Annotated in this window: 23 protein-coding genes and 7 pseudogenes; 18 read left to right on the top strand and 12 right to left on the bottom strand. The window is 68.0% G+C overall.

The genetic code is table 11. From position 1 onward, the window contains the following. Window positions 1-691: 691 nt before the first annotated feature. Complete coding sequence (locus tag ACTWQF_RS09780; RefSeq protein ID WP_443278783.1) at window positions 692-1,603, bottom strand: hypothetical protein; 912 nt, start codon at window positions 1,601-1,603, stop codon at window positions 692-694. A 422-nt stretch (window positions 1,604-2,025) separates the two neighbouring features. Here ACTWQF_RS09780 and ACTWQF_RS09785 point away from each other — a divergent pair, with 422 nt between their 5' ends. Beyond that, the gene (locus ACTWQF_RS09785) at window positions 2,026-2,640 is read left to right on the top strand and encodes a dihydrofolate reductase family protein (RefSeq protein WP_443278784.1); all 615 of its coding nucleotides are present in this window, start codon (window positions 2,026-2,028) and stop codon (window positions 2,638-2,640) included. 622 nt (window positions 2,641-3,262) lie between these two features. Continuing rightward, window positions 3,263-3,814 (top strand): hypothetical protein, encoded by a 552-nt coding sequence (locus ACTWQF_RS09790; RefSeq protein ID WP_443278785.1) that lies wholly within the window; start codon window positions 3,263-3,265, stop codon window positions 3,812-3,814. 33 nt (window positions 3,815-3,847) lie between these two features. Here the strand turns inward: ACTWQF_RS09790 and ACTWQF_RS09795 are convergent, their stop codons facing one another. Then, window positions 3,848-3,970, bottom strand: a complete 123-nt coding sequence (locus ACTWQF_RS09795; RefSeq protein WP_443278786.1) for a hypothetical protein — start codon at window positions 3,968-3,970, stop codon at window positions 3,848-3,850. Window positions 3,971-4,213: 243 nt separating this feature from the next. Between ACTWQF_RS09795 and ACTWQF_RS09800 the strand changes: the two genes are divergently transcribed. From ACTWQF_RS09800 to ACTWQF_RS09815, 4 genes and pseudogenes are all read left to right on the top strand, one after another. Further along, window positions 4,214-4,510, top strand: a complete 297-nt coding sequence (locus tag ACTWQF_RS09800) for a peptidase inhibitor family I36 protein (RefSeq protein ID WP_443278787.1) — start codon at window positions 4,214-4,216, stop codon at window positions 4,508-4,510. Window positions 4,511-4,937: 427 nt separating this feature from the next. Then, window positions 4,938-5,126: a hypothetical protein gene (locus tag ACTWQF_RS09805; protein ID WP_443278788.1), complete on the top strand. Its 189-nt coding sequence runs from the start codon at window positions 4,938-4,940 to the stop codon at window positions 5,124-5,126. A 362-nt stretch (window positions 5,127-5,488) separates the two neighbouring features. Beyond that, window positions 5,489-6,957 (top strand): annotated as a pseudogene (locus ACTWQF_RS09810) (NF041680 family putative transposase). A 158-nt stretch (window positions 6,958-7,115) separates the two neighbouring features. Then, on the top strand, window positions 7,116-7,535 hold the full coding sequence (locus ACTWQF_RS09815) for a hypothetical protein (RefSeq protein WP_443278789.1): 420 nt from the start codon (window positions 7,116-7,118) through the stop codon (window positions 7,533-7,535). Between the two features lie 84 nt (window positions 7,536-7,619). Here the strand turns inward: ACTWQF_RS09815 and ACTWQF_RS09820 are convergent. The 3 genes and pseudogenes from ACTWQF_RS09820 to ACTWQF_RS09830 form a co-directional block, all read right to left on the bottom strand. After that, a pseudogene (locus tag ACTWQF_RS09820) lies at window positions 7,620-8,203 on the bottom strand (transposase family protein); the annotation flags it as partial. 189 nt (window positions 8,204-8,392) lie between these two features. Beyond that, window positions 8,393-8,740 (bottom strand): annotated as a pseudogene (locus ACTWQF_RS09825) (IS5 family transposase); the annotation flags it as partial. A 53-nt stretch (window positions 8,741-8,793) separates the two neighbouring features. After that, on the bottom strand, window positions 8,794-9,207 hold the full coding sequence (locus ACTWQF_RS09830; RefSeq protein WP_443278790.1) for a winged helix-turn-helix transcriptional regulator: 414 nt from the start codon (window positions 9,205-9,207) through the stop codon (window positions 8,794-8,796). Window positions 9,208-9,309: 102 nt separating this feature from the next. Between ACTWQF_RS09830 and ACTWQF_RS09835 the strand changes: the two genes are divergently transcribed. The 4 genes from ACTWQF_RS09835 to ACTWQF_RS09850 all read left to right on the top strand — a co-directional run bounded on the left by ACTWQF_RS09835 (window position 9,310) and on the right by ACTWQF_RS09850 (window position 11,922). Then, on the top strand, window positions 9,310-10,161 hold the full coding sequence (locus ACTWQF_RS09835; protein WP_443278791.1) for an alpha/beta fold hydrolase: 852 nt from the start codon (window positions 9,310-9,312) through the stop codon (window positions 10,159-10,161). Between the two features lie 277 nt (window positions 10,162-10,438). Next, window positions 10,439-10,687: a GMC oxidoreductase gene (locus ACTWQF_RS09840; protein ID WP_443278792.1), complete on the top strand. Its 249-nt coding sequence runs from the start codon at window positions 10,439-10,441 to the stop codon at window positions 10,685-10,687. A 232-nt stretch (window positions 10,688-10,919) separates the two neighbouring features. Continuing rightward, window positions 10,920-11,114, top strand: a complete 195-nt coding sequence (locus ACTWQF_RS09845; protein WP_443278793.1) for a hypothetical protein — start codon at window positions 10,920-10,922, stop codon at window positions 11,112-11,114. Between the two features lie 124 nt (window positions 11,115-11,238). Next, complete coding sequence (locus tag ACTWQF_RS09850; RefSeq protein ID WP_443278794.1) at window positions 11,239-11,922, top strand: alpha/beta fold hydrolase; 684 nt, start codon at window positions 11,239-11,241, stop codon at window positions 11,920-11,922. Window positions 11,923-11,940: 18 nt separating this feature from the next. Here ACTWQF_RS09850 and ACTWQF_RS09855 read toward each other — a convergent pair. From ACTWQF_RS09855 to ACTWQF_RS09865, 3 genes and pseudogenes are all read right to left on the bottom strand, one after another. Then, window positions 11,941-13,060 (bottom strand): annotated as a pseudogene (locus ACTWQF_RS09855) (IS630 family transposase). 83 nt (window positions 13,061-13,143) lie between these two features. Next, window positions 13,144-13,614 (bottom strand): annotated as a pseudogene (locus tag ACTWQF_RS09860) (WhiB family transcriptional regulator); the annotation flags it as partial. A gap of 159 nt (window positions 13,615-13,773) precedes the next feature. After that, window positions 13,774-14,508: an AAA family ATPase gene (locus ACTWQF_RS09865; protein WP_443278795.1), complete on the bottom strand. Its 735-nt coding sequence runs from the start codon at window positions 14,506-14,508 to the stop codon at window positions 13,774-13,776. A gap of 289 nt (window positions 14,509-14,797) precedes the next feature. On the opposite strand from ACTWQF_RS09865, the gene ACTWQF_RS09870 reads away from it, so the two are divergent. Both ACTWQF_RS09870 and ACTWQF_RS09875 read left to right on the top strand, forming a co-directional pair. Further along, window positions 14,798-14,968 carry a hypothetical protein gene (locus ACTWQF_RS09870; RefSeq protein ID WP_443278796.1) on the top strand — a complete coding sequence of 57 codons (171 nt, stop codon included), beginning with the start codon at window positions 14,798-14,800 and terminating at the stop codon, window positions 14,966-14,968. Then, window positions 14,961-15,983 (top strand): RNA polymerase sigma factor, encoded by a 1,023-nt coding sequence (locus ACTWQF_RS09875; RefSeq protein WP_443278797.1) that lies wholly within the window; start codon window positions 14,961-14,963, stop codon window positions 15,981-15,983. The genes ACTWQF_RS09870 and ACTWQF_RS09875 overlap by 8 nt, the downstream gene beginning before the upstream one ends. A gap of 352 nt (window positions 15,984-16,335) precedes the next feature. On the opposite strand, the gene ACTWQF_RS09880 is transcribed toward ACTWQF_RS09875, so the two are convergent. After that, on the bottom strand, window positions 16,336-16,632 hold the full coding sequence (locus tag ACTWQF_RS09880) for a hypothetical protein (protein ID WP_443278798.1): 297 nt from the start codon (window positions 16,630-16,632) through the stop codon (window positions 16,336-16,338). Window positions 16,633-16,866: 234 nt separating this feature from the next. Between ACTWQF_RS09880 and ACTWQF_RS09885 the strand changes: the two genes are divergently transcribed. Genes ACTWQF_RS09885 through ACTWQF_RS09895 form a run of 3 tightly spaced genes read left to right on the top strand, consistent with a single transcriptional unit; the run spans window position 16,867 to window position 17,943 of the window. Further along, window positions 16,867-17,271, top strand: a complete 405-nt coding sequence (locus tag ACTWQF_RS09885) for a hypothetical protein (RefSeq protein WP_443278799.1) — start codon at window positions 16,867-16,869, stop codon at window positions 17,269-17,271. Then, window positions 17,243-17,752, top strand: coding sequence for a hypothetical protein (locus tag ACTWQF_RS09890; protein WP_443278800.1), 510 nt, complete (start codon window positions 17,243-17,245; stop codon window positions 17,750-17,752). Before ACTWQF_RS09885 ends, ACTWQF_RS09890 begins: the two co-directional genes overlap by 29 nt. 29 nt (window positions 17,753-17,781) lie before the next feature. After that, window positions 17,782-17,943, top strand: coding sequence for a hypothetical protein (locus ACTWQF_RS09895; protein ID WP_443278801.1), 162 nt, complete (start codon window positions 17,782-17,784; stop codon window positions 17,941-17,943). Between the two features lie 706 nt (window positions 17,944-18,649). Here the strand turns inward: ACTWQF_RS09895 and ACTWQF_RS09900 are convergent. Together ACTWQF_RS09900 and ACTWQF_RS09905 are read right to left on the bottom strand one after the other, a co-directional pair. Beyond that, window positions 18,650-21,070, bottom strand: a complete 2,421-nt coding sequence (locus ACTWQF_RS09900; RefSeq protein WP_443278802.1) for an ABC transporter permease — start codon at window positions 21,068-21,070, stop codon at window positions 18,650-18,652. Next, window positions 21,067-21,759, bottom strand: coding sequence for an ABC transporter ATP-binding protein (locus ACTWQF_RS09905; protein WP_443278803.1), 693 nt, complete (start codon window positions 21,757-21,759; stop codon window positions 21,067-21,069). Before ACTWQF_RS09905 ends, ACTWQF_RS09900 begins: the two co-directional genes overlap by 4 nt. A 220-nt stretch (window positions 21,760-21,979) precedes the next feature. Here ACTWQF_RS09905 and ACTWQF_RS09910 point away from each other — a divergent pair, with 220 nt between their 5' ends. Both ACTWQF_RS09910 and ACTWQF_RS09915 read left to right on the top strand, forming a co-directional pair. Further along, window positions 21,980-23,278 carry a sensor histidine kinase gene (locus ACTWQF_RS09910; protein WP_443278804.1) on the top strand — a complete coding sequence of 433 codons (1,299 nt, stop codon included), beginning with the start codon at window positions 21,980-21,982 and terminating at the stop codon, window positions 23,276-23,278. Then, complete coding sequence (locus tag ACTWQF_RS09915; protein ID WP_443278805.1) at window positions 23,275-23,964, top strand: response regulator; 690 nt, start codon at window positions 23,275-23,277, stop codon at window positions 23,962-23,964. Before ACTWQF_RS09910 ends, ACTWQF_RS09915 begins: the two co-directional genes overlap by 4 nt. A gap of 12 nt (window positions 23,965-23,976) precedes the next feature. On the opposite strand, the pseudogene ACTWQF_RS09920 reads toward ACTWQF_RS09915, so the two are convergent. Next, window positions 23,977-24,233, bottom strand: a pseudogene (locus tag ACTWQF_RS09920) (IS982 family transposase); the annotation flags it as partial. A gap of 234 nt (window positions 24,234-24,467) precedes the next feature. Here ACTWQF_RS09920 and ACTWQF_RS09925 point away from each other — a divergent pair. After that, a pseudogene (locus ACTWQF_RS09925) lies at window positions 24,468-25,153 on the top strand (ADP-ribosylglycohydrolase family protein). The last annotated feature ends 21 nt before the right edge of the window (window positions 25,154-25,174 follow it).

The following is a 25,174-nucleotide window of genomic DNA, read 5'->3' on the forward strand; positions in this document are numbered from 1 at the left end:
GTTTGCCCGAGAAGGCCCGCAGGTACAGCATGGAAGTCACGGGTCGTTCGCGACCGTGCCATGCATACCCCCGACGAGCCGGAGGCTCGCATGGCATCGCGACGAGCGAAGAACGGACCCCCAGCCCCCTTCCTTGAGCTGCACTGGGGTGGGTGCACCTGGTTATCAAGAGAGTGCCGTACCCGCTGCTCGCCGTGATCGGCAGCGCAGTCAGCGCACTTGGCGGGGCCGTGTGGGTTGGCGGGCGATGACAGCCAGGCGAACAGCGCGCACTCTGACCCGGGGTGTCCGCCCTCTCCCGCTCAGGCATCGATGGCACAGACGCGCGTCCGTCAAGGTTCGCTGGCAGGCACCCAAGGTTCGTTGTCACCGGACAGCAGGCTCGCGAGCTGTGAATTAGTGCTTCAGTTGGCCCGTTAGCGTCCCAGTTGGTCCGGCTGAGCGTCGGGGTTGGCCCGTGGGTCCATGCAGCCGCACTCTGGCCGGCTGCTTTCGGCGCTCACCGTGCCCCTTCCCGCCGGTAGGTCCCGTCGGCTCCGGCAGAGTGGCGCTCGTAGACCGTGGGTATTCCGTTCGTCGGGTACGGACACCCGCCCGCTCTGTTCCCAGCCGTCGGGTGACGGACGGTTTGAGGGCGGTTCTGGCAATTGCGCCAAGAGCCGCCCTCAACCGGTGGCCTATCGGCCCTCCTTCAGCCCTTGTGCCACTTCCCGCAGGTCGGATCCTCCTCCTTGGCCTGCTTGACGCATACGCGCAGGGCATCGTGCTTGTTGTAGAGGATGCCGCTTTGGGTCTTGTGCCAACCGCCGCCTGTACTGCGCACCTTGTGCCACTTGCCCTGCCCGTACTTGTCGCTCTGAAGCGACACGGTCATGTTCGGGTTCTTCGTGGTGACGGACCCGTAGGATTCGTTGGCCTCACCCTCGTCGTACGCGTTCTGGACGATCCTGCCCCGGGTTATGTGCCCGTACGTCGCGTCGTACTTGCTCGGGAGCGACTGGCCGAGGCCCGGCTTTTCGTTGTGGTCATAGTTCGCCTTGGCCTTGCGGTCGTAGTCGGGGGAGCCGTCGATCTTCCCCCTGCCCCCGTTCTCCCATGGCTGATAGTGGCCACCCGCATCCTCCCGGGCCCACCGCCCGTACTTCTTCCCGTGGAGCGGGTCGACGATGACGACCCGGATAGAGGTGTTGCGGTTGTCGAGAACCCCGTCGGTCTCGATCTCGTAGCCGCCCGGCCAGTCCGAGGACGGCTCCGACCAGCACTTCTGCTTGCTCTTCCGGTCTTCGATGTAAATCCTGACACCCGGCTTGTACGTGTTGGCGATGGCGTAGGTGTCCTCCCACTCGAAGTGCTCCTGCCACAACTGGACCTTCGTCTTGGGGCCGCTGCGCCCCGGGTGCTCCGGGTTGTACCGCTTATCGCCGGGATAGAGCTTTGCGTCACCCCACCAGTCCGAATGTTCCGGGTCGCAGCTGTGTCCCTTTGGCGTGGCCTGGCTGGCGGTCGCGGCCCGGCTCGGGGCTTCGACTGCATGGGCGGCGGCGGTGGGCGCTATGAGCACTGCGGTGAGCAGCGGTGTGGCGACGGCGCGAGCGCAAGTCATTCGTGTGGTTCTCATACCTATGTCCCCCATACGTCATGTTCGCGTCACCTCAAAGCGTGACGCCTCCCCGTTGACGTGAACCACGCTGACAGCGGGCGCGCGCGCAGTACATCTGTTTCGTCCCCCGCCGAAACTCCCTGATCGCGCGAGCGAATGCCCGTGCGGCAGTCATGGTCTGAGCCCCCGGACCCGGACTCTCCCAGCGCCCTTCGGGCCAACTCTGACGCTCAGCAGGCCAACAACTACGCGAAGGGGCCAACTGAAGCGCTAAGTCTCAACTCGCGGACCCAGTGTTTCGTCGCAGCAATTAGGTTGAGCGGCTCGGGGTGCACAATGGGTGCCCCGTGTGCTGCGAGGACGCCACGCGGCTTGCCCTCATGCGTGAGCGATGAGTCTGGGCAGCGGATCGGGTCTGTCTCGGTATGACTCGAATCATCGCTGACATCTCGGTCTCTCTCGACGGCTTCGTCACCGGACCCGACCCCGGCCCGGACAACGGTCTGGGCACCGGCGGTGAGGCCCTGCACACCTGGGCGTTTTCCGACGATCCCGACGACCGCCGGTATCTGCGCGAGGGGACCGCCCGCTCGGGCGCCGTCGTCCTGGGCCGCCATCTCTTCGACGTGGTCGACGGGCCGGAAGGCTGGGACGACACGGTCGGCTACGGCGCCAGCGAGGTTGGCAAGCCCGCGTTCGTCGTCGTGACGAACTCGCCGCCGCAGTCGGTGCGGCTCACCGACCTCGACTGGACCTTCGTCACCACTGGTCTCCCCGACGCCGTCGCCGCCGCGCGCGAGCGCGCCGAGGCGGTGTCGTCGCACAGCGGCAAGAACTTGGACGTCGTCCTCATGGGCGGCGGCGCCACGATCTGCTCGGCGCTCGACGCCGGGCTGGTCGATGCACTGACGCTGCACCTCGCACCCGTCGTGCTGGGCGCCGGAACGCCACTGTTCACCGGCACAGCGCCACGCACGCTCGTGCAGCGGAGCGTGACCTCGACATCGACCGCGACGCACCTGACCTACGACGTCCTCTGACGAGGTCGTTCGGTCTCCTGCCCACGCCCCAGATTCGGGGATCGACGACGGGCACTCACACGAATCGGCGCTCAACCTGATTCGTTGAGAAACGATCAAGCTTCGCTGCGACAGATCACCGAGCGTCGCGGATCCAGCGAACCCCGACCCGTCAGCGCCTGCCCGCCACCGCCACGGTTCTGTCCGCTCCTTGATGATGAGGTTCCGCCGCAGCCCAGAGTTGATTACCCAGTGGGGATCGCTCGACATCGAAGCGCCGACAGCATCCGGTCGATGTCCTGGGCGGTGGCGTCGGTGCCCGACCACCCGGAAGAGAAGCGGGGGTGGTGGTGGAGGAGTTCAGCCGAGCCAGATGAGGTCGGATACGCGGAATTCGCGGTGTCCGGGGTAGCGCGTGTAGCTGATCAGCACAGGGAGGCGGGGGAGGTCGATGTTGTAGCGTCCGTCGCCCATGGGGGGTGCCGTGCGATCGGTCGTCAGCCGCGGTCAGCGGTGTTTCGGCCTCGCCCGAATAGGCTCCGTGCCCCGGGAGTCACCACCTATTGTGAGGACGACCGCGCACGTCGTGAGATCACGGGGGACCGCTCGTGCCGACGGCGCATGGGCAGGATATGGGGGAGTCATGAAACGACGTATCGCATCAGTGGCGACGGCAGTCGCTGCCGTCGCCACCATTGCGGGGGCCAGCGTGACGAACGCTTCCGCGGACTCGGCCCTGGCCAAGTCCGCCCCTGCCTTTCAGGGAGGGAAGTGTACCTACAACGGCTACAGCGGATGGGGCCTCTTCGAGGCCGTCAGCCGGAAGGGCAAGGGGACTGAGAAGTACAACGACGGATACACGGTGCGCGGCTACAAGATTCTCGCACTGCGGACCGGAAAGATCCACGACAGGTCGGCCGCGGAGCTGAGCGACGCCAGCAAGGGCGACAAGGTATGGGTGACCATCAGCCACGACAAGGGCAAGACCTGGAAGAGTTGCGGTCACAAGACCGCCAAGGCCGGCGAGCGGATCATCACGAGCACGAAGTATCTGCACTCGGGTAGCGACGTACACAATCGCTACATGCGGGCCTGCGCGAAGACCGGTGGAAAGGTGTGGTGCGCGGACATCGGCAACAAGTCGAACCGCAAACACGGTGACGGCAAGAAGCGTTACTGGTGGACGGACAGCTGAGCCCACCACGGCCTCGTAGTGCCATGGCCGCCGTCATCGGTAACGGCGGCCATGGAGCTGATAAATCTCGATGGATGTCTCGGTGCCCCACACCGCCGGATCGAGAGCGGCGGGGAAGGCGAGGGTGACCTCCAGGTGCTCGGTGGGCAGCCGCACCGCCCGCAGGAGGAGCTGCCCCTGTATTTTTCGCCCTTCCGGATCCTGCCCGGCGAGACTCGGTCCGGCTGCCCAAGCCCCGGCACCCTCACTTCTCGGACGTGTGCAGCCTTCCAACTGCCGTGACCGGCGATGTCGTGCCGCTTGAATTCGCCGTGAACAACCTCTTCCGTGGCCTGCTGACCGCCGCCATCGCCGTGCACCGCTGCGACACCCGCTGCTGCACCGGCTTCCAAGGCGGCGGTGATCGACTGCCCCAACGGCTACGTGTGCATCTACCCAGACATCAACTTCGGCGGCCAGCCCTGGGTCAAGCGCGCCGTCGACGGCAGCGTGAAGGATCTCCCCACCGCCATCCGCGACCGCGGCAGCTCCATCCGCAACAACTCCGACTGCACCGCCCGCATCTACGAGAAGCGCAACTTCGCCGGACGGTGGGTGTGCGTGGCCAAGAGCGGCGGCTCCATCCACGACCTGCGCGGCTACAACCTCAACGACCAGACCCGCTCCCTGCGCCTCAACCGCAACGACTGCGGCTGACTCGTCACCAACCTCAACGCAGCGCTGTTCCCTGAGCAGCTGACCGCCCTCGGGTGCAGCTGTGCTGAAGCGCCCCATGGCTTTGGCCAGCGGTGAGGCCAGGGCGAGAGAAGGGGGTGGCCGGGCCCGGCTGTGGCTGCACGTGGGCCGGCCACCGGCCAGTGTGCACGGATTCCCCGCCCCGCACGGCATGCGCCGGGAGGCGGGCCTGCCGCGGATGAGCTTCTTCCTGTCGGGATCAGCTCAGGCCCGCCACATGCTGGTTCGGCCGGTGCGGATGATGCGTGTATGAGGCGCGAGGTATGTCTGTTCGTCGCTGAAGGGCCGTTGCCGGACTCGGAAGCAAGCGTGGAAGAGATCGCCCGTCGGACACACCAGCTGAAAGCGATTCCACGCCCGGGTCACAGCGGAGGAGGCCAAGGCCCTGGTGAAATACTTCGGCCCGGATGACTGCTACGGCATCGCCTGGACTCTGCATCTCATCGAAACCGGACCGAACCCCGTCCTGACACGCAAGCCGGCACCGGACGCCAACGAGTGGCACCACATACTCTGGAAGCGGGCCGTGTGCGGCGGACTGGTCACCGACGTTGAGGAGTGCCGAGGCGATGCCTGACCCCAAGTTGCTGGTCGTCACGTTGTGTGGCTGGTAGGGCGCCTGTGCGGGCGGCGAACTAACCGCAACGACTGCGGCTGACACCCTCAACCAGCCTCACTTTCCAGCTGCTTCTTGGCAGTTGGAGTCCCCTGCCCAGGGGACCTGGCTGCCAGGGTGTTTGAGCAGATGGACGCTCACCGGTCGTTCTCCCGGTGTAGGCGGCCTTCGTCGTCATACCGCTCAGCTTGTTTTTTAAGGTCGGGCGTCGAACGCAGCTCGAACTTGATCAATGTTTCCGCAGTTCATCGGACATGGAGACGGCCTTCGCTCGATCCTGTGCTCCGTCACAGAGGTAGAGGATCAGCGCGAAGGCCGTGGTCGTGAGTCTGGTGCATCAGGGTGTCCTGCGGGATGCGTTCGCGGAAGTGTCATGCTTCCGGACGGAGTTGTACGCGTCGCTGACCGCGAGGGCTGACGCATTGTTCGAGCTCACCGACGCGATGCTGTGCACCGATGGACCGGTGCGGTCTTTGGTCGACCTCGCGCTGGCGCCCGAACACCGCCGCGGTCACGGAGCCCTCGACGGTGGGCTCAACTGCGGTCGGATCGATGTCAGTCGACTCCGCAGGGCTCTTGCCGAGGTGCCCCTGCCGCGGGCGGCAGACGACCGGCCGGTGCTGGCCGTGGACGTCTCGCCCTGGCTGCGGCCTGATGCCGGAACCGTGCCGGACCGGTCCTTCTGTCACACCTACGGCCGTGGCGACGCCAAGCACCAGATGATGCCCGGCTGGCCGTACTCGGTCGTCGCGGCACTGGAGACGGGCCGCACCTCGTGGACGGCGGTTCTCGACGCTGTCCGCCTTCAGCCCGGCGCCGATCTTGCAGCCGTCACCACCGCCCAGGTCCGCGACGTGGTCGAGCGGCTGATCGCGGCTGGTCAGTGGAGTGAGGGCGACCCCGAGATCCTGTTTGTCCTGGATTCTGGCTACGACGCACCCCGCATCGCCCACCTCTTGTCCGGCCTGCCGGTTCAGATCCTCGGTCGGCTCCGTTCCGACCGTGTGATGCGGCGGCCGGCGCCGCCGTGGGTCTATGACCCGAAGGGCGGCCGACCGCCCAAGCACGGCGGCGAGTTCGTCTTCGGTGACTCGGCGACCTGGGGTCTCGAGCAGGCCGTCACCACCACCGACACCCGTCTCTACGGGAAGGCGACAGCGCAAGCCTGGGACCGGCTGCACCCGCGGCTGACCCACCGGGCGGCCTGGCTTGACTACGACGGGCCGCTGCCCTTCATCGAAAGGGACTGTGATCCGCCTGGCCGTCGAGAAGCTGCCGTCCGGCGGGGTGAACAAGCCGGTCTGGCTGTGGTGGTCCGGCACCGGCGCCACAGGCGGAGGACGTCGACCGCTGCTGGCATTCCTTCCTGCGACGGTTCGATGTGGAGCACACCTTTCGCATGCTCAAGCAGACGTTGGGCTGGACCCGGCCGCGGCTTCGCAGCTCGGCTGCGGCCGACCGCTGGACCTGGCTGGTGATCTCCGGACACACCCAGCTGAGACTCGCGCGGCCCCTGGCAACTGACCTCCGTCGGCCGTGGGAGAAGCCCTCCCCGCCGAACAAGCTGACCCCCACAAGGGTCAGGCGCGGGTTTCGGAACCTGCGCACGAAAGCAGGCTCCCCAGTCAGTGCGCCGAAACCAACACGCCCCGGCCCTGGCCGCCCACCTGGTTCGAGAAGCCATCGTCCGGCCCAGCGTCATGACGTGGGGCGAATCCTCACCACCGGCCAGGCTTACAGCCGCCCCACCACCCACCACAAGAAGGGCACCAAACCGCGGCGCACTGCCTAAAGAACAAGCTCAGCGCCTGTTTCTGATCCCGGCCCCTCACTTGCCTTGTCTTGTGTCCCACAGCGTCACTCTTTCGGGCTCGTCCGGCGGAGCGGACCGGTACAGACCCGTGAGCAGGGCATGCCAGGGGCATCGAATGCCGCTGGGAAGGAGCCAAGGTGAAGTACGCACTGCGCCGTGCGCTCGCTGGAGTCGCGACCCTTGCCGCTGTGGCAGGTATGGTCCTTGAACCCGCGCCCGCCTACGCCGTCAACGCCTACAAGATCCTCTCTGCGAGAGCCGTGAACAGCGGCGAGGTCGCAGTCGACCTCATGTACCGCTGCGACAAACCAGCCCTTCTCCATATCACCATTCGCAAGAAGAACGAGCCCGCGGTGGGTGATGTGCTCCAAGGCGAGTGCGACGACAAGTACCACTACCCCACGATTACCCCCGATTTCCGTTCAGGCGGCGAAACTTGCATCGTCGCCCCGGGTGAGCAGTGCTTCCAGTATTTCGAGAAGGGGGACAAGGTCGCAGTGGTTCTTGAGCTGGTGGACGAGAACTGGTCGACGGCGGCGTACCTCACCCTGGAATGACCAGCCGCGTGGTCGGATCAGCAGCCGACGACAGGCGGGGCGCGAACAGGGTCGCGCAGCTTCAGCAGCCTCAGTGAACCTCTTTCATCCTGCGTATTCGCAGGCGAGGAGGGTGTGGACTGCTGCGACCATTCTGCCGATGCGATTGGTCGAGCATCGGGCTTGTCGTAGCAGTCGCCAGGACTTGAGGCGGGCGAAGGCGCGTTCTCCTGGAGCGCGGAGACGGGCGTGGTCGCGGTTGTACTGCTGGTAGTGCTCTGTAGTGCTCCGGGAGTTCGCGGTGGCCGTAGTAGGGGGTGCGGACGGTGGCGCCGGCGCCTTGGCAGGCGCGATCGGCCAGGACGAGGATCTGGCGGGTGAGACAGGCCTGGACGATGCCGTGAGCGCGGGCTGCGGTCAGGTCATGGGTGCGTCCCGGCGTTGCCCGCGAAAACCACAGGGACTTGCCGTCCGGACGCGTGATGACCTGGACGTTCATGCCGTGCGTCTTGTGTTCTTGCGAGTAGTACGGCTCATCGACCCGCGATCCGGTCGGTGGGGATCAGCGTCCCGTCGACGATGACGAAGTCGCCTTCGCCCAGACCGACGAGGGCTTCGTGCAGGCCCGGTGCCCACGCGGCCAGTACCTCCACGGTCTCGCCGACGTAGCGCCAGGCTGTCGCTTCTGACTCGCAGCCCTTCGACCTCGCCGAGCCAGCCTTCGCGCTCGGCCTCCACGAGGCGGGCGTGACGGTTGTCGCGGATCTCCACCAAACGGTCGCGTTGGCCGGGGTCGGGCCAGAGCATCGGGCAGCGGACGCAGATGGTGTTGGAGTAACCAGACGGTGCAGTTGACGCCCCCTTGGGGGCGGGGCCGGCGGTGGGTCGTTGCGCGCGCCAGCCGCGTGCTGATGCGCCCGCACGATGGTCGAGTCGACCGAGACGTCCCAGTCGAGCTCACCCATCGCGCCCGCTGCAGCCTGGACCTGCTGGAGCAGACGCTCCCATGTCCCGTCGGCCCACCACAGCCGGTGCCGTTCGTGAACGGTCTTCCACGGCCCGAACCGTTCGGGCAGGTCACGCCACTGCACCCCGGTCCGAACCCGATGCAGAATCCCATCGATCACCTGCCGGTGATTCCGCCACCTGCCACAACGCCCGTTACTGACCGGGAGGAACGGCCGCAGCCGCTCCCACTCGGCATCACTCAGATCACCCCGCCCCATGTCCACATCAACAACCCGAGTATGAACCGGTCACATGATCGGCCGGACAAGTCCTAATTGGGGGGTGACTCGTCGGCGAGCTGGTTGCTGCGGTCGATCTCCGGCATGTGTGTTTCGGCCCAGACCCGCAGGGCGGAGAGCGGTCTTTCGAGGGACAGGCCGAGCTCGGTGAGCCGGTAGTGGACGGCGGGCGGCACGGTGGGTTCCACTCGGCGCGTGACCAGGCCGTCGCGGACCAGGCTCTGCAGGGTGACGGACAGCATCTTCTGTGAGATGCCGGGGATACGGCGCCGCAGTTCCGCGAATCGGAGCTCGTCCGGAGCGTCCTCGGCCAGCACCTTGACCGCCATCGACGTCCACTTGGTGCCGATACGGTCGAGCAACTGGCGGGTCGGGCAGCGCGGATCCAGTAGATCGCCCCGCTCGCCGGGCCGCCTGCTGGGTTCGCCGGGACTCGATGTGGTCACTCAGGGCTCACCACCTGAAGGGAAAGTGCCGTCTTGGAGGAACCAGGATAGTTCCCTAACGTGACCTGGTCACTATTCCTCACTACCTCCTGGAGCCTCTCTATGCCCGAGCTGCGGCGCGTCCCCGTCAACGGTGTCGAACTGAACGTCGCTCTCGTCGGATCGGGCCCGACTGTCCTGCTCCTGCACGGTTTCCCGCACACCTGGGAGCTGTGGACGGACGTCATGGCCGGCCTGTCCGGCCGCTACCGCGTCATCGCGCCGGACCTACGCGGGTTCGGAGCGAGCAGCCCGGCCGCCTCCGGGTACGACGCGGGCACCCTGGCCGAGGACGCCGCGGCGCTTCTCACCACGCTCGGCGTGTCCTCGGCCGCGGTGGTGGGCATCGACGCGGGTACCGCGCCGGCCTTCCTCCTCGCCCTGCGTCGCCCCGGTCTCGTCCGGCGCCTGGTCGTCATGGAGTCCCTTCTGGGCAGGCTGCCTGGCGCCGAGGACTTCCTCGCCGACGGGCCGCCGTGGTGGTTCGGCTTCCATTCCGCCGCACCCGGCCTTGCCGAGACCGTGCTGGAGGGCCACGAGGCCGCCTACGTCGACTGGTTTCTGCGCGCCGGCACGCTCGGCGACGGGGTGCGCCCCGCCCTCCGGGACGCCTTCGTCCGCGCATACACCGGCCGCCAGGCTTTGAGCCGCGCGTTCTCGTACTACCGGGCGCTGCCCGAGAGCGCGGTACAGATCGAGCAGGCGATCGCCACTGCCCGCCTGACGGTGCCGACAATGGCGTTGGGCGCCCGGCCCGTCGGCGCTGCGCTGGAACGCCAGCTCCGCCCGGTCACCGACGATCTCACTGGACACGTCATCGAAGACTGCGGCCACATCATCCCGCTGCACCGCCCGCGCGCCCTGCTCACGCTGCTGCGTCCATTCCTGGCCGGTGAGGACGCGAAAGCAACGTGACCGGAGCCGGGGGCTGACTTTCGGTACACGCCCTAGCGCACACCGCCCACCAGGCCGTCGACGCCATTGCCGCCGCACTCGATCGCGAAGAGCAATCCCGCGACCACACCACGACCACCAGACCGCACGCCGCATGAGAACGCCACCGCGGTATCGGGGCCCGCGCATCCGCCCCACCCGGATGACGACCACCCCACGACCACAAGCACAAAAGGCCGTTCCCACCTCTCGGTGGAAACGGCCTCCGACCAGCTAAAGCTGGTCGGGACGGCGGGATTTGAACCCACGACCCCTTGACCAGGACGGCCACTCAGGGGATCGAGGCCGTACAAGTCCACCTTGGAGACGAGTCCACCTTGAAGCCGACAAGGGACCGGCTGACGAGGACACCGCAGCCGTCGACAAGTACGGCCGCCTCCACGGCGTCGCCGCGCTTCGCGTCGCGGACACGTCCATCCTGCCCACCGCCCCCGCCGTGTTCATCGGCGAGCTCATTGCCCATGCCATACGGCACAACCTGCACTGAACTAATGGGTCAGCCACAACATGTCGGCAGGCCGGGCTGGTTGCGGTAAAGAGTCACGTAGACCTGCTGGCCGGGTCGGTCGCCGACTCCATCATCGACACGAGGGCCCGTTGTTTGCGGCTGGTGACGATCCTGCTGGCTTATTCCGTGCCCGGCGGGGCTGGCGGCTCGTTGGTCGGGACAGCAGCGGCCGTCTTGGCGTTCCCGGTCGCGGGTGGGGTGTGGAATGTCGATGCGGCCGAAGCCGTGGCCGGACGCGCCTGAGCTGACCGCGCGGGTGGCGCGGGCGGTGGCGGCACGGGGCCCGTACCCGTTGGCGATGCGGGTCCGCGACGAGCTGGGCGAGTTGTTCGCGGATGCCGAGTTCGCCGAGGCGTTCGGAGTCAGAGGGCGGCCAGGCTGGTCACCGGGCCAGCTAGTGCTGTGACCGCGTAGGTTCGCCGGGTTGGGTCGAGCCGTCTTCACAGATCGGACTCTGACCAGAGTCCGGTGTCAGAGCCTCCCGATAGCGTGCCGGCAACCAGATCCGACTCCTCTTCGGGAGAACCACTGTGGACATCCTGCTCATCGCTGGCTTGTGGCTCGACGGATCCGCCTGGGACGACGTCGTGCCGGAACTCACCGCGCTCGGCCACCATCCCGTGCCGCTCATACTCCCGGGCCAGGGCGACGGCGCCGCCTCCGCGACGCTTGACGACCAGCTGGAAGCAGTGCTTGCCGCGGTTGACGCGGCGCCCGGAAAGCCGCTGGTGGTAGGGCACTCCGCAGCATCGACCCTGGCCTGGCTGGCCGCCGACGGGCGACCGGAGAAGGTGGCCAAGGTCGCCCTGATCGGCGGCTTCCCCGCCGCCGATGGGCGGGCCTACGCCGATCACTTCGCGATCGAGGGCGGCGCTATGCCCTTCCCGGGCTGGGATCCCTTCGAGGGCGCGGACGCCGCCGACCTGGACCAGCAGGCCCGCGACCGCTTCGCGTCCGCCGCGGTTCCTGTCCCCGAGGCGGTCGCCAGGGGAGTCGTACGCCTGACCAACGAGCGCCGCTTCGACGTCCCCGTTGTGGTTGTCTGCCCCGAGTTCACCCCCGCCCAGGCCGAGGAGTGGATCGCCGCCGGTGAGAGTCCTGAGCTCGCCCGCGCTGCCCACCTTGAGTACGTGGACCTCAACTCGGGCCACTGGCCGATGGCCACCCGCCCCCGCGAACTCGCCCGCGTCCTGGCGGAGGCCGCCAACTCCTAGCGGTGCCGGGTTGGGCGGTCAGGCCACCGCTGACATCGGCCGGCCGCCCCAGCGGATGCCCTTCTTGCTGCGGATGCGTGGCCCGTTCCTTGCGCTGGGCCGCGAGAACATCGGGATGGCGGGCGTTGGCGTTCCGCCAGCGCAGGTAGGCGTGCAGGGCACGGGTCTGCGCGGTGTGGTTGCGGTGGTTGGAGTTGGCGACGGTGAACTGCCGCAGCGGTCCGAAGTGGGCCTCGATCGGGTTGGCCCAGGACGCGTAGGTCGGGGGGAAACACAGGTTGATTTTGTTCTTCTTCCCCCAGCGACGGATGTCGGCGCCTTTGTGCGCGGACAGGTTGTCCAGGATCACGTAGATCGGGGCGCCGTCGGGCCGGGCGGCCCGGATCGACTTCAGCGCGGCAAGGGTGTTCGCGGTGCTCTTCTTGCGGCGGTTGACTCCCCACAGGGTGTAGTCGCCGATCGAGTAGCAGCCGTGGAAGTAGCGCACCCCGTCGGTGCGATGGTAGGTCGCGGGATGCCACTCAGGCCGGCCTTGCTCGGCCCAGCACGACCCGGCGATGGGCCGGATCCCGAGCGACCCGAATTCGTCGAACGCAAAGACACGTCCGGGAAACGCTCCAGTACCTCCTCGATGCGGTCCAGCTTGGCGTCGCGCTCGGGGTCGGGCGATTCCTTCCACGTCTTGGTCCGCTGGAACGTGACGCCGCGGCGGGCGAGCAGGCACCGTAACGCCTCACGGCCGATCCGGATGACGCGGCCGTGCACTTTCCGCAGGCAGGCGGCGAGTTTGCGGATGGACCAGCGGGTGAAGGGCTGGCCGAGCTTGGTCGGACGGGTGGTGGCCGTCTGAACGACGAAGTCCTCGTCGTCAGGGTTGAGCAGGCGGGGACGGCCTCCCGCCCACCGAGGGTCCAGGCAGGCCAAGCCGATCTCGTTGAACCGGTGGATCACGTCGCGGACGGTTCCTCATCGGCCTGCGCCAGCTTTGCGATCACAGGCACCCGGTTGCGCCAGCCGAAGCCAGCAGCATCATCACGCGCCGGTACCGTACCGAACTGGTGCTGCCCCGGCGCGCGATCTGCTGCAGCTTCTGCCCTTCCTGGTCGGTCAACCTGCGCACACGGACAGGCTCAGCCACCACACCTCCAGCAGTCGGATCGGACGACATGCCATATCCAACCGCTCCGACCACCAACCCTGTGGACCTTCCTGTTCACAGCACTAGGCCGCCCTCCCGTACGTCGGCACCGCGTCCAGTCCGGCCAGGAGCAGCCGCTGGTTGCGGGCCTGGGCCGCGGAGGTGAGGGGCTCGCGCCACGGCTCGTACGGCTCGGGCCGGGTGGGGATGAGCTCCCGCTCCAGCCGGGCCACCTCCTCGCTGGTAGGAGGCCGGGAGGGCTGGGGGCGGAAAGCGGCTTGGCGGCGGGTCCGTTCGCGGTCGTGTCCGGCGACGACGCCGACCCAGTCGGAGCCGAGTCGCTCGATCAACTGACGGCGCACCTGGGTGCGCTGGGTGCGGGTGGTGGCCGCCCACACCCCGACGGGGGTGAGTTCGGGGCCGGCGAGCGCCCACTTCGGGCAGCCCTCCACGATCGGGCAGGCGGAGCAGGCACGCCGCGCCTTGGCGAGGGCCTGTTTGCGCTCGCGGCCCGCGTCGATGTCCTCGATGGCGAACAGGGCCGGTTCGGTCCGGCAGCGCGTCCGGGTGGAGGTGTGGGGGAACGGGAGGTGATGGTCGGCTTAGGGGAGAGGGGGTGTGTAGATACGGCTCATGGAGGAGTCCTCCTGAGATGCGAGAAAGGGCCCGCACGCCACTGCAAAGCTGCAGTGCGGGCCAGGAAGAAGGAGGGTTCAGGCGTCGTCGTCGTGTCGGCGTTTGGGCTGGATGTCGGAGGCGAACCGCCCGACGCGCGCTTCGGTGGGATTCGCGGCGATCCAGTCCTCAGCGCACGCCTTGTGCACGGGCTCGCCCTGGGGGGGGAGCACATGGGCGTGGGCTTGCCGCACAGGACGCAGGGGCGGTCCTGCCAGCGGTCGAAGTGCTGGCTGTCGCGCCATTCGAGGAGGGCGCGGGGAGCCGGAACCAGCGTCGCCCTGTCCGTCGACGTTCGTGCGCAGGGCGAGGACCATGCGGTCCGGACCGAGGCGGATCTCGCCGACGCGGTCACCGTCGGCGATCGCAGAGTTGTCGCGCCACCGCCACAGCGGCAGCACTTCGGAGCCGAAGAAGCGGCGCACCAAGAGCAGGTCGCCCAGGCCGTCGCCGCCGTCCCAGCCGAGCTCGCGGCGGCGGGTGTCGCTGGCGCAGCGCAGCAGCGGCTCCAGGCGGTGGATGTTGTCGGCGAAGACCACGTGCGCGAAGCCCCCGCCGCGCAGGTTCGGGAACGCGGCGACGGTTTCGGCGTACTGGGCGCGCACGACGTTCTCGGGGACGGCACGGTCCGGGGTCCGTTCGGCCTGGCGGGCGACACAGACGGAGACCGGGGTGGGAACCAGGAAGGCGACGGCGGGAACGCCGTGGTCATGGGCGATCTGCAGAAGGTCGGCCCTCACATGCGCCTTGGTGTTCGTCGCGCTCCCCGTCAAGTTCTTCTGTTCAGTCTCCTGGAGACAGCGCGTGACCAGTCAAGAAGATGGCCTGCCGGTGGACCAGGTCGATACCGACCGGAGTCGACATGCGTGTAGGGGCCGGCGGACTCGGGCATTCGCCTGACACGGTCGACGTTCGGTGACCGCAACTTGGTGGCGAGCCCTTACCCGATGGGTCAGAACTTCTGCGAGCCCTGTAAAGAGAATCCGCGTCTCAGCCCTCTTCATAGGCATACGGCCAGTCCCCGTGTGGGACGAGCGGCCACGAGTGAGGAGGAGAAGAGACGTGGAGATCACGTTGGTGATTCTGATCGTTGTAAGTGCCCTCGTACCCAGCATCGCCAAAATGATGGACAGCGTCGCGTACCGCAACCACGCCGCGGGGCAGGCCGAGATCATCAGGGCCAAGCGCGCTGGCGAGAAGGACGGGGAGGGACGGGTGGGGCGGAGTGGCTGAAAGCGGAGCGGGCGTAGGCCTCACCTTGGATGAGGTCTACGCCCTCCGGTACGGGGAATTGGTCGGCTACACCCGCAGGATGCTGCGTGAGGCCGAGGTGGCGGAGTCCTTCATCGGCGCCGAAGACGTTGTACAGAACGCCTTCACCAAGGCATATCGAGACCCGGCTCGCATCGAGCAACCTCGCGCCTACTTGTACCGGGTCATCAAGAACGAGGTCCAAGAGTGCTCACGGCGGGCCCGGCAGGCAACAGCACAGACACAGAGGGAGGCCCGCGTCTCATCGGCAGACGTCGGCGACGCGGTGGCCGAGCGCTGCGATGTGCACCGCGCACTGCGCGCCCTGCCTGAGCAGCAGCGCACGGCCGTGTATGCAGCCAAGGCCCTGGATTACACCCAGGCAGAAGTAGCCGTCGTGATGGGCAAGAAGCCCGGCACCATCGCTACCCACGTCGCGCGCGCCACTGCCGTCTTGAGGACTGCACTTACCGTCGCTTCGGTTCTCGCAGCCGTCCTGCTGTGTGCTGCAGGAATGAGGGCTGTCCGCCGATACAACGCAGCGAAACAGCCCGGAAGTCAGTTGCCTGATCCGCTTCAGGATCTTCCGCAACCACTGGCCTTCCTGCTCTGGGGTGCTGCCGTCCTTGTCGGCTGTGCCGCCCTGGGGCTTGCAACGCTACGAATTCGGCGGATGATGCAGGAACGACGGCGGTGGCGCAAGCCCGAAAATGGCAGTCCCGACTACGGCTACTACCGCCGGAACAAGGTTCCGGATTACCTCAAATTGGACGGGCCGGGTGAGTGCCCTGCCTGCAAGACGACCACGGTCTTTGTCCGGGCAACCGAGGCTGAGGAGAGAAGGACTCAGCCTGACAGGCCGATCCCGTCTCCCGTTTACAAATGCCAAAATGACTGCGGTTTTGCCCTGTATGACCTGAATGGGATGGGAGGCACAGCCAACCTCCGAGTGAGCGAGCGCAGCCTCTTCTTGCCAGACGGGAGCCTCCGGGAGTAGGTGCAACGGGCTCGTCCTGTGACGCTCCGCTCGCTGAGCTAGTGAGGGACGCAAGTCTGGTGCTCGGCACCTGCATCCCGCCGGTCACGCGCACCGTGGGATACAGAGGGGCGGATGATCGGCGCCGGGCTGAAGGAAGCTCACTGCTCGTGGCGCAAGGCGCGCGCCCACTACGGCGGTCTGCGGGCGCACTCATTCGCCCGCCGCTCGGCGCGCCAGACAGTTCTGCGGTGGGCTCTGTCCAACTCCAGGTAACACTTGGCATGTCGGCTGGGTACCAGGATCTGCGACGTCAGACTCTCAGGTTGTTGATGGGCGAAACGGGACGACGTTGTATGGGGTGTGTTCTCCTTCAGGGCCCAGGGAGCGGGCAGCCCGGAGCAGGCGCGGGCCCGACGTTGTCGGCGAGCAGGGCGGCAGCCTCATGCAGCGGGCAAGAGGCGTCGCCGTCGCGGTCGGGCTCGATCTGCTCCGCCCGGCGCGCAGCGGTGCTGGCCAGCTGAGCGATTGCCGGGAAGAGGCCGCCGGGCACGTCGATGTCCTCCTGGAGCTCACGCAGGATCACGGCGAGCTCCAGGCGGTCGACGTCGCCGGCGTTCAGGTCGTCCTCGATCTGCCGGAGGCCGGTGCGGCAGATGGTGTTCGGCAAGAACTACACGCGCCCCACCCTCAATGGACCGCTTCCGCCCTACGCGCCGACCGAATGGAACCGGCTGATCGACCTCTGCAAGCAGGAGGTGCGCCGCCTGGGGGAGGCACAGCGGGCGATGGTCCGCGCTCGCCGAGGGCGGGCAGGATCCGGCAGTCGGCGGCTGGAGCGAGGTGAACGCGGCCTGGCTGATGCTGCGGATGGGCCCGGTGACGCGAGGAGGTCGCCGCTCACATGGGCTTGACGCCGAGGACGTTCACCGGACGGCACCGGGGCATCGAGCGAGCCAGGGCGGCGCTGTTTCCGTCCCACAAGGACGCGATTCCCTACATGCTGCTGCTGGCGGCCTGGACCGGCATCGTCCCGGACGGGCTGACCGGCCTGGAGGTGTCCGGGATCCGCTGGACCGGGAGTCAGGCGACACTGCTGTCCTACGCCCAAGGCCGCACGGCGGACGAGAGCTTGGTGTTGTCGCCGCGGGCGTCGCGGCTGCTGGAGCAGTGGCTGCAGTACAGCGCCCTGCTGCGCAGGCATGCCCCGGCCGAGCTGGCCGAGCACGTGGCTGGTGACGCCGCAAGGCAGGCTGGCCCGCGCGGCCTTCGAGGAGTACATGATGCGCGGGTGGGTCAAGGCCCATGATCTGCGCGGTGATGACGGCGGTCTCATGCGCATCGACCGCCGACGCCTGCGGACGACGTTCATCGCGCAGCGGGGTCAGCGGCAGTGGTCCCTGCGGGCGACGGTCGATCCGAACCACTCGCCTCAGGTCGAGGATGATCACTACCTGTCGGCCGCGACCCCGGCGCAGAAGGCGGTGGTCGAGGAGATCGCCCGGGACGCGCAGAGCGATCTGCTGCGGCGCGCGAGCACGCCGCTGGTCGTCGACGAGGCGGTCAGCGCCGCCGGGCTGCCGGAGGAAGCACGCCGCCTCGGCCTGGCCGAGGGCGCCTTGGCCGAGTTGCTGTCAGGTGAGCGGGACGTGTTAGCGGGGCCTGCGCCGATCAGTTCGCCGGGCTGCACGGGCCGAAGGGGCAGCCGTGTCCGGCCCGGCCCTGGGTCTGCATGCTCTGTCCGCTGGCGTTGTTCGCCCCGCGTCATCTGCCGAATCTGCTGCGGCTGAAAGCCTTCTTCGCGCGGCAGTTCCGCCAGATGCCGCGCGAGCAGTTCGTCGCAGTGTTCGCTCCTTACGCCCGCCGCCTGTCGGCGGACATCCTGCCGCGGTTCGAGGAGGCCGCCATCGCGGCGGCACAGCGCGACGTCGGTGACGAGGACGCCGAGCTGCCGCTGCGAGCAGAGGAGACCACATCGTGAGTCTGCTTCCGGCCTCTGCGGAGCCTGCGGTCCGGTCGGTGTTCGCCGGCGCGGATATCGCCGCCACCGCCCGCCTGGCCTGGTTGGACGGATGCCCGCGGGCCCGCTTTGAGGACGATGTGTGGTCGTTCGTCGGCTGGGCCGATGCACCAGTGCAGATGAGGGTGACGGGGCGCCGGGGCAGTGGCTGGTCAACGCGTACGGACCGACGGAGACGACGATGTCCCAAGCGTTGGTATAGGCGGAACTGCCGATCCGTATGGTTTTCATAGCGCCCACGTCGGCCGCACTCGCGAGTCGGCTCGCCGATCAGGAGCGCCACCAGCCGAGGGCCAGACCTGTGCTGCGGCGTATGCGGAGGCATGAGGACGAGTGAGCCGTGGTGCGACGTTTCACTGATGCCGAGGTAGCCGTGCGTCTGTGAGGTGCCCTACCCCCGGTTCGGGGGACAGGTCTCGGGGGACTTCTGCGGATGAGCAGGGGCCGGATCTGTGCGGCGGCGAAACCGGGTCGGAGCTCCTGCTCCACACCCGGTCTCGCCGCCGATACCCCGCACCGCTTCCCGCTGCCGGCCCCCGTCCGGGCCTTCCGAGTCCCTCTCAAGAGGACCTGCCTGGACGGGGGCATCGGCACCTGCAGCCTGTACGGGCGGCCCGACCCCGCGGGCCTTGCGGATCCGCCCCAGCAACTCGCGCTCCGCCAGACGCTACTCGGTGCGCAGCGCCGTGGCCGTACGCGCCCTGGCGGCCCAGCCTGCCGGGATCAGCGCGCCCAGCATCGCGATCACGACCCCGCCGAGCCCCAGCAGGAGCAGCTGGAAAGGCCCGTACACATCGAGGACAAGCGACGGCAGGCTGGTGCCCACGGCATGCCCCATCACCGGCATGACGACGTGGTGCAGCGCGTACCCTGCAGGGACGCCGAGCAGCCCGCCGATCACGCCGATCACGGCCACCGAGGCGAGCACGAGGCTCAGGGTCTGCCGCGGGGACATGCCGATCGCCTTGCAGACGCCCAGGTCGTGGATGCGTTCCCGGGTGTCGAGGACCACGGAGTTGAGTACGCCGAGACCGGCCACAATGATCAGCATGAGGGTGAGCAGCACCGCCATTGCGGCCATGATGAGGATGACGCCGTCCTGCCCCGACTCGGAGCCGGTCGTGGCGTCGCCCCCCAGCGGCTGTACGACCGCGGCGACCTTCTGGGCGTACTCGTCGGCGGAGACGCCGGACTTCGTCTCGACGAGGAAGGTGCTGGGCTCGGCCAACGTGAAGTCGGCCATGTCCGCGTGGATCTCCAGCTGGCTGCCCGACGTGTCGAAGGACTCGCCCACGATCCGCAGGTTCGCGGTCTCCTTCTCGTAGGTCACCCGCACCGTGTCACCGAGCTTGGTGCTGGTCCTTTCCAGGAAGCGTGAGGGCACCACGACCTGTCCCTTGCCGGTGATCCAGTGCCCGGAGAGCATCTCGTAGCTGCCGGGGCGCGAATCGCCCTCGTAGAGGCTGGCCTGGATCGGTCCTGAGACCCCGGCCACGGCGACCTCGGTCTGGGCCTTGCCGTAGTAGGACTCCGTGCCCGGCTGCGACGTGATGGCGGACCGCACCTTCGCCGGGTCGGCGGCCTTGGGCTTCTTGGACGTGCTCGCAGCGCTGTTCTCCACGGGAGGCGGATCTCCCGCGTCGCCCCCCACAGGAGGAGGCGGCGGGGGAGCGACTTCGATCGCCTTGGTCGTCGTGACCGTGACCGCGGCACGGTTCTCGGGGTCCTGCGAGGTGCCGATCGCGTTCAGGGACGAGGTCAGCCCCACCGCGAACGTCGCCGCTACGGTGCCGAACGCCACCGCGAGCAGCATCGCGAGGGTACGTACCGGATGCGTGAAGGGGGTGGCGAGACCGTAGGTCACCGGCCGCGGCAGCGGCAGCATCCCCATCGCCCGGTGCGCCCACTGGCCGCGCCCCGTGCGCGGTGCCCGGCCGACCGCGATGGCCTCGACCGTGCGCAGCCTGCTGGCCCGCAACGCGGGAATCAGCGCCGCGAGCCCCACGACGACCAGGGCGGCGGCCGGCACGGCAACGTCCACCCACCAGGCCACCGAGAGCGAGACGCCGCCGTACACCGACTCGGTGTCGGACAACAGCGGCACTGCCAGGAGGTTGCCCAGGACGACACCCAGGGCGATGCCGACGACGGCCGGGATCAGCGCCTGGGCCACGTAGGCGCGTACGACCTCGCGCGGAGTGAAGCCGATGGCCTTGAGGATGCCGATCCTGCGCAGGCTGGTGCCGACCGCGCCACTGATCACGCTGCTGACGATGATCACCGACATCACGATGCCGAGCGCGCCGAAAGCCATCACGAACGGGACGGTCGCCGCCGCACCCTGATCAGCGGCGCGCTTGGTGTCCAGCCAGGACTGGGTCCCGAGGAGCGCTCCGGACCCCACGGAGGCGGCGAGCTTCTTCCGGTCGGTGAGGATCTGCTGCTTCGTGCTCGCGGAGTCGAAGCGGTAGAGCATCTGACTCGAGACCGGGTTGCCCTTCGATCCCAGCGCGTCGACCTGCGCGGGGGCCGCCCAGGCGTCGGCGGTCCTGCTGGCCGACACGGCGAAGCCGACGATCGAAAGAGTCGGGGCGGCCTTGGCGTTCGACGCCCTCATGGGGGTGCCGATCCCGATGGCGGGCCCCTCGAACGACGCGTCGAGCACGATCTCGCCGGGCTTCTGCGCCCACCGGCCCGCCTTCAGATCCACCCGGTCCACGGCGCCGTCAGGACCGGGCCGCCCTACCAGGGTCAGCGTCGGCAGCTGGAAGCCCGACCGGTCCACCGGGCGGACCGCCGTGGACGGGTACGGTCCCGCGCTCGCGGCGACGCCGGGCAGCTTCCCGGTCTTCGCCAGCTGCGCCGCACTCGCCTTGGCCGGATCGAACTGCGCGGTGATGTGCGAGCCCTGCTGCTTCTTGAAGGCATTGTCGAAGGGCGCCGCCGCGGCGACCATCAGCGACCCGGCGACCACGGCCGAGGCCACGGCCATCATCGTGGCCACGGCGATTACCACGGTCTGCACCCGCCGTCGGTCGACGCCGGAGCGTACGACCCGGCCCAGCGCGCCGGCACCGAACAGGCTCATCGGACGGCCTGCGCGTAAGAGTCGAGGGCGACGTGACCGTCGACCAGGTGAACAGCGCGGCTCGCGCATGCCTCCGCCAGCGTCAGGTCGTGCGTCACCAGCACGATGGTCTGTCCGGCGCGGTGCAGATCCATCAGCAGATTGCGGACGTCGTGGCCCGAGGCGGTGTCGAGCGCACCGGTGGGCTCGTCGGCGAGCAGCAGCGCGGGCCGGTTGACCAAGGCCCGGGCGACCGCGACCCGTTGGCGTTCGCCTCCGGACAGTCGGCCCGGGTAGGCGCGGGCATGCTCCAGGATGCCCAGCATCTCCATGAGCTCACCCGCGCGGGCCGCGGCCTTGCGCCGACTGCTCCCGGTCAGCTGGGCCGGGAGCTGAATGTTGTCGGTAGCCGTGAGGTCGTCGAGAAGATTGAAGAACTGAAAGGCCATGCCGATGTGCTCGCGACGGAACTTGGCGAGGGCATGCTCGCTCAACTGGTCGATCCGTCGCCCGGCCACGATCACGGCGCCATCGGTCGGCTTGTCCAGGCCGGCGACAAGGTTCAGCAGCGTGGACTTGCCGCTGCCGGAAGGGCCCGTCACGGCAAGGGCCTCACCCTTGGCGACGCTGAGCGTGAGCGGTCCGAGCGCCGGCGCGCCGGCGCTGTCGTAGCGCTTCGCCACACCCTCCAGTTCGATCACTTGAGGCATATCAGTTGTCCGTCCTTGCGGTCGCGAGAGGCACATGCCGTTGCCGGTCCTGCGAACCTAGAGGTGCCGCGTATGGGGCGCGTCGGCCGCGGAACCAACATCAGGCCCTTCTCGCGGAGGATTCGGCCGCGGAGTCATCCCTGAGAAGTACGCCTCCAGGGCAATGCCCTGGCCGGACAGGTGGACGCGGGCCGGGCGGAGAGCGCAGCACAATGCACGGATGGAGACGGAAGACCGGCGTAGCTGGCATCAGCAACTCATCGAAGCGCTACGCCCGGAGGCGAAGGCCGCTCCGCTGTCCCGGCGAGCGGTGCGCGCCGATGCGGTGCTGGCGGTCGTACTGACCGTCATTGCCCTGTTCGTGGCGGTGCGCTATCCCGGCGACGGGCCGGTGAACATCAACCCTCCCGCGGTGGACGTCGGGACCGGTGTCCCGGCCCCGCCCTCGCCGCCCGACCTTGGTCAGGTGCCCGTGGAGGAAGAACCCTCCTCCGTGCCCTGGGCCTTGGTCGTCCTGTCTACGCTGCCGCTGGCAGCCCGGCGCCGGTATCCGCTGACCTTGTTCGTGGTGGTGCTGGGCGCAGCACTGGCCATCGGCAGCTCCGCCTCCTGGATCACCGTCCTGGCCTGTGTCACCGGCGCATACAGCGCCGTCGTATACAGCCGTTACCGGACAACGGCGATCGCCGTCCTGGTGATCGCCGCCGCGCTGTCCGGTTTCGCTTTCCGCAACGCGGAACCTGTGCTCCCGGGATGGTCCAGCCCGGGATTCGTGCTCCTGGTGGCAGGGATGCTGGCCAGCCTCGTCCGCTTTCTGCAACTGCGGCTGGCCTCCAGCCGGGACCGGGTGACAGAACTGCAGGCCGCTCAGGAGGAGGCCACGCGCCGCGCCGTCGAGGAGGAGCGTGCCCGCATCGCCGCCGAACTGCACGACGTTGTGACCCACAATGTGAGCGTGATGGTGATCCAGGCTGGCGCGGCCCGCAAAGTGATGGACATGGCGCCCGAGCAGTCGCAGGAGGCACTGCTGGCCGTCGAGGCGGGCGGTCGGGCCGCCATGGCCGAACTCCGCCACGTGATGGGCCTGCTGGCCGCCCCGGACCACGAGAAGCCCGACGGCCTGGAGCCCCAGCCGGGGCTCGCACAGCTCGACGCGCTCGTCGCACGAGTACGCGCCACTGGTACGCCCGTGAGCGTCGGGGTGTCGTTGCCGCCGGATCCTCTGCCACCAGGGGTGGACCTCGCGGCGTATCGCGTCGTACAGGAGGCGCTGACCAACACGATCAAACATGCGCGCGGCGCGCAGGCGTCCGTCGCCATTGGTTACACCGACGCCTGTCTGGAGATCGAGATCACGGACACCGGTGGCGCCAAGGATTCCCCGCCGGTGCAGAGCAACGGCCGTGGCCACATAGGGCTGCGCGAGCGGTTGGCCGTCTACAAGGGCGAGCTGACGGCCGGACCGATGCCGACCGACGGCTACCGGGTGACGGCCCGCATCCCACGGAGCGCGGTATGACCGCGGACCGGCCACCTCTGCGCGCCGTCATCGCCGATGATCAAGCCCTCGTACGCACCGGTTTCAAGATGATCTTGGCCGCGGACGGCATCGAAGTGACGGCCGAGTCCGCTGACGGGGCCGAGGCTGTCGCAGCGGTTCGCCGTACGCGGCCCGATGTCGTCCTCATGGACATCCGGATGCCGGAGATGGACGGCATCGAGGCCACCAGGCGCATCATCGGCGACGCCGGCCCGGCCGAAACGCGGGTCATCATCCTCACCACATACGACCTCGACCACTACGTCTACGCCGCGCTCACGGCCGGCGCCAGCGGCTTCCTGCTCAAGGACGTCACCCCCGAACGTCTGGTCTCCGCCCTACGCCTGGTGCAAACCGGCGACGCTCTCCTCGCGCCCACGATCACTCGTCGGCTGATCGAGCGCTTCGCCCATCACGACGAACCGCAGACCATCGCCCCGCACCGCGATCTGTCCGGCCTGACCCCGCGCGAGCTCGAGGTACTCCGCCTCCTCGCGACGGGCCTCAGTAATGCCGAACTCGCCTCCCGGCTGTTCCTCAGCCCGACCACGGTCAAGAGCCACGTCGGCCGCATCCTGTCGAAGCTGGACCTGCGCGACCGCGTCCAGGCCGTCGTCTTCGCCTACGAGACGGGGCTGATCGCCCCGCGCGAGGCGCCCAGATGATTGATTCCAAGGTCAGTGGTCGTAGCCGGTCAGTGACGGGATGTCTGGTTGGTCGGTGTACTGGTTGTGGCAGATCGCGGCAGTCAGTAGCGAGGAGTCGTTGCACTACGCGGACGGCTACCCCGGCAAGGTCTGGTTGACGGACTCGATCAGCTGCCGTAGCGGCTTGAACAGCGCAGCGCAGCGCAGCGCAGTGCCGGCCCGGTTCGGATTTGCCCTTGCGAGCCGTCCCGCAGCAGCCGGACGCCCAGGCCAGCGAGTTGAAGTTCGGTGTGGTTCTCGACCCGGACTGGCCAACTGCCCTCAGAGCCGCAGCGGCCGTCGGTCTCGGCAGGGTTTCCGGCATCGCAGCGGATCACCAGGTATGCGTCATGCCATCACTCCCAGGGGCGTATTTCGAGGTGCGACGTTGACGTCTCAATCGAGACACCCGAGCGGAATCCAGCCATACCACTGTCGGCTACTGCCGATGGGAACCGGGCGAAGCCACGGACGACACGCAGATGGCCGTTCTTGTCGCGGAGTCGCTACTGCAGCGGGGGGATTGGACGTGCCGGACATCTTCGCCCGCTTCCAACGGTGGGCGGCAGCCGGCCCCAAAGACATCGGCCTGCAGACCGAGGACGTGCTGACAAACGGCATGCCATGGGATCTGGCAGCCGCAATTCATTTCCAGGTCAACCAGCGAGCAGCCGGCAACGGTTCATTGATGCGGGCATCCACATCTGCGGTCTATTTTGCACGTGCTGGTCAGGCGGCCACGATGGATGCCGCCCGTCGCATTGCTGCCCTTACCCACGGCGACCGCGCCGCCTGGGAAGGCACCGCCGTATACCACGAACTCATTTGCCTCACCCTGGCAGACGCCGACCCTCTCTGTGCCCTTCATGACGTTCTGGATCGCGTCCATCCCGACCACCGTCAGCGATTTGCCACAGTTCTTGCTGCCGACTGGCACCCTGACCAGGCAACCGAGGACGCAATTCGTGCGGCGATCGATGTCGGCGGTGACACAGACACTGTCGCCGCGGTCACCGGAGGACTCGCCGGCGCGTATCACGGATTGGATGCGATCCCCGTCCGCTGGACTGAGCCCCTGCATGTCCCCCTGCCAGGGTTCGGCGAACGGGCGCTGCGCCTGGCCGATCTGATCGATCTCGCGCTCCGCCTCGGGGCTGACGCGGACTGACGCAGTCAGCGGTTGAGCGGC

Origin of the sequence: Streptomyces sp. 8N114 (assembly GCF_052245835.1) — a bacterium.
Classification (GTDB): Bacteria; Actinomycetota; Actinomycetes; order Streptomycetales; family Streptomycetaceae; genus Streptomyces.

Excerpts from the sequence above, each read along its gene's own strand:
- ACTWQF_RS09780 (WP_443278783.1), bottom strand. The coding sequence starts at position 1,603 with ATGACTTGCGCTCGCGCCGTCGCCACACCGCTGCTCACCGCAGTGCTC.
- ACTWQF_RS09785 (WP_443278784.1), top strand. The coding sequence starts at position 2,026 with ATGACTCGAATCATCGCTGACATCTCGGTCTCTCTCGACGGCTTCGTC.
- ACTWQF_RS09790 (WP_443278785.1), top strand. The coding sequence starts at position 3,263 with ATGAAACGACGTATCGCATCAGTGGCGACGGCAGTCGCTGCCGTCGCC.
- ACTWQF_RS09835 (WP_443278791.1), top strand. The coding sequence starts at position 9,310 with ATGCCCGAGCTGCGGCGCGTCCCCGTCAACGGTGTCGAACTGAACGTC.
- ACTWQF_RS09845 (WP_443278793.1), top strand. The coding sequence starts at position 10,920 with ATGCGGCCGAAGCCGTGGCCGGACGCGCCTGAGCTGACCGCGCGGGTG.
- ACTWQF_RS09885 (WP_443278799.1), top strand. The coding sequence starts at position 16,867 with ATGGGCTTGACGCCGAGGACGTTCACCGGACGGCACCGGGGCATCGAG.
- ACTWQF_RS09890 (WP_443278800.1), top strand. The coding sequence starts at position 17,243 with ATGATGCGCGGGTGGGTCAAGGCCCATGATCTGCGCGGTGATGACGGC.
- ACTWQF_RS09895 (WP_443278801.1), top strand. The coding sequence starts at position 17,782 with ATGCCGCGCGAGCAGTTCGTCGCAGTGTTCGCTCCTTACGCCCGCCGC.
- ACTWQF_RS09900 (WP_443278802.1), bottom strand. The coding sequence starts at position 21,070 with ATGAGCCTGTTCGGTGCCGGCGCGCTGGGCCGGGTCGTACGCTCCGGC.
- ACTWQF_RS09905 (WP_443278803.1), bottom strand. The coding sequence starts at position 21,759 with ATGCCTCAAGTGATCGAACTGGAGGGTGTGGCGAAGCGCTACGACAGC.
- ACTWQF_RS09910 (WP_443278804.1), top strand. The coding sequence starts at position 21,980 with ATGGAGACGGAAGACCGGCGTAGCTGGCATCAGCAACTCATCGAAGCG.
- ACTWQF_RS09915 (WP_443278805.1), top strand. The coding sequence starts at position 23,275 with ATGACCGCGGACCGGCCACCTCTGCGCGCCGTCATCGCCGATGATCAA.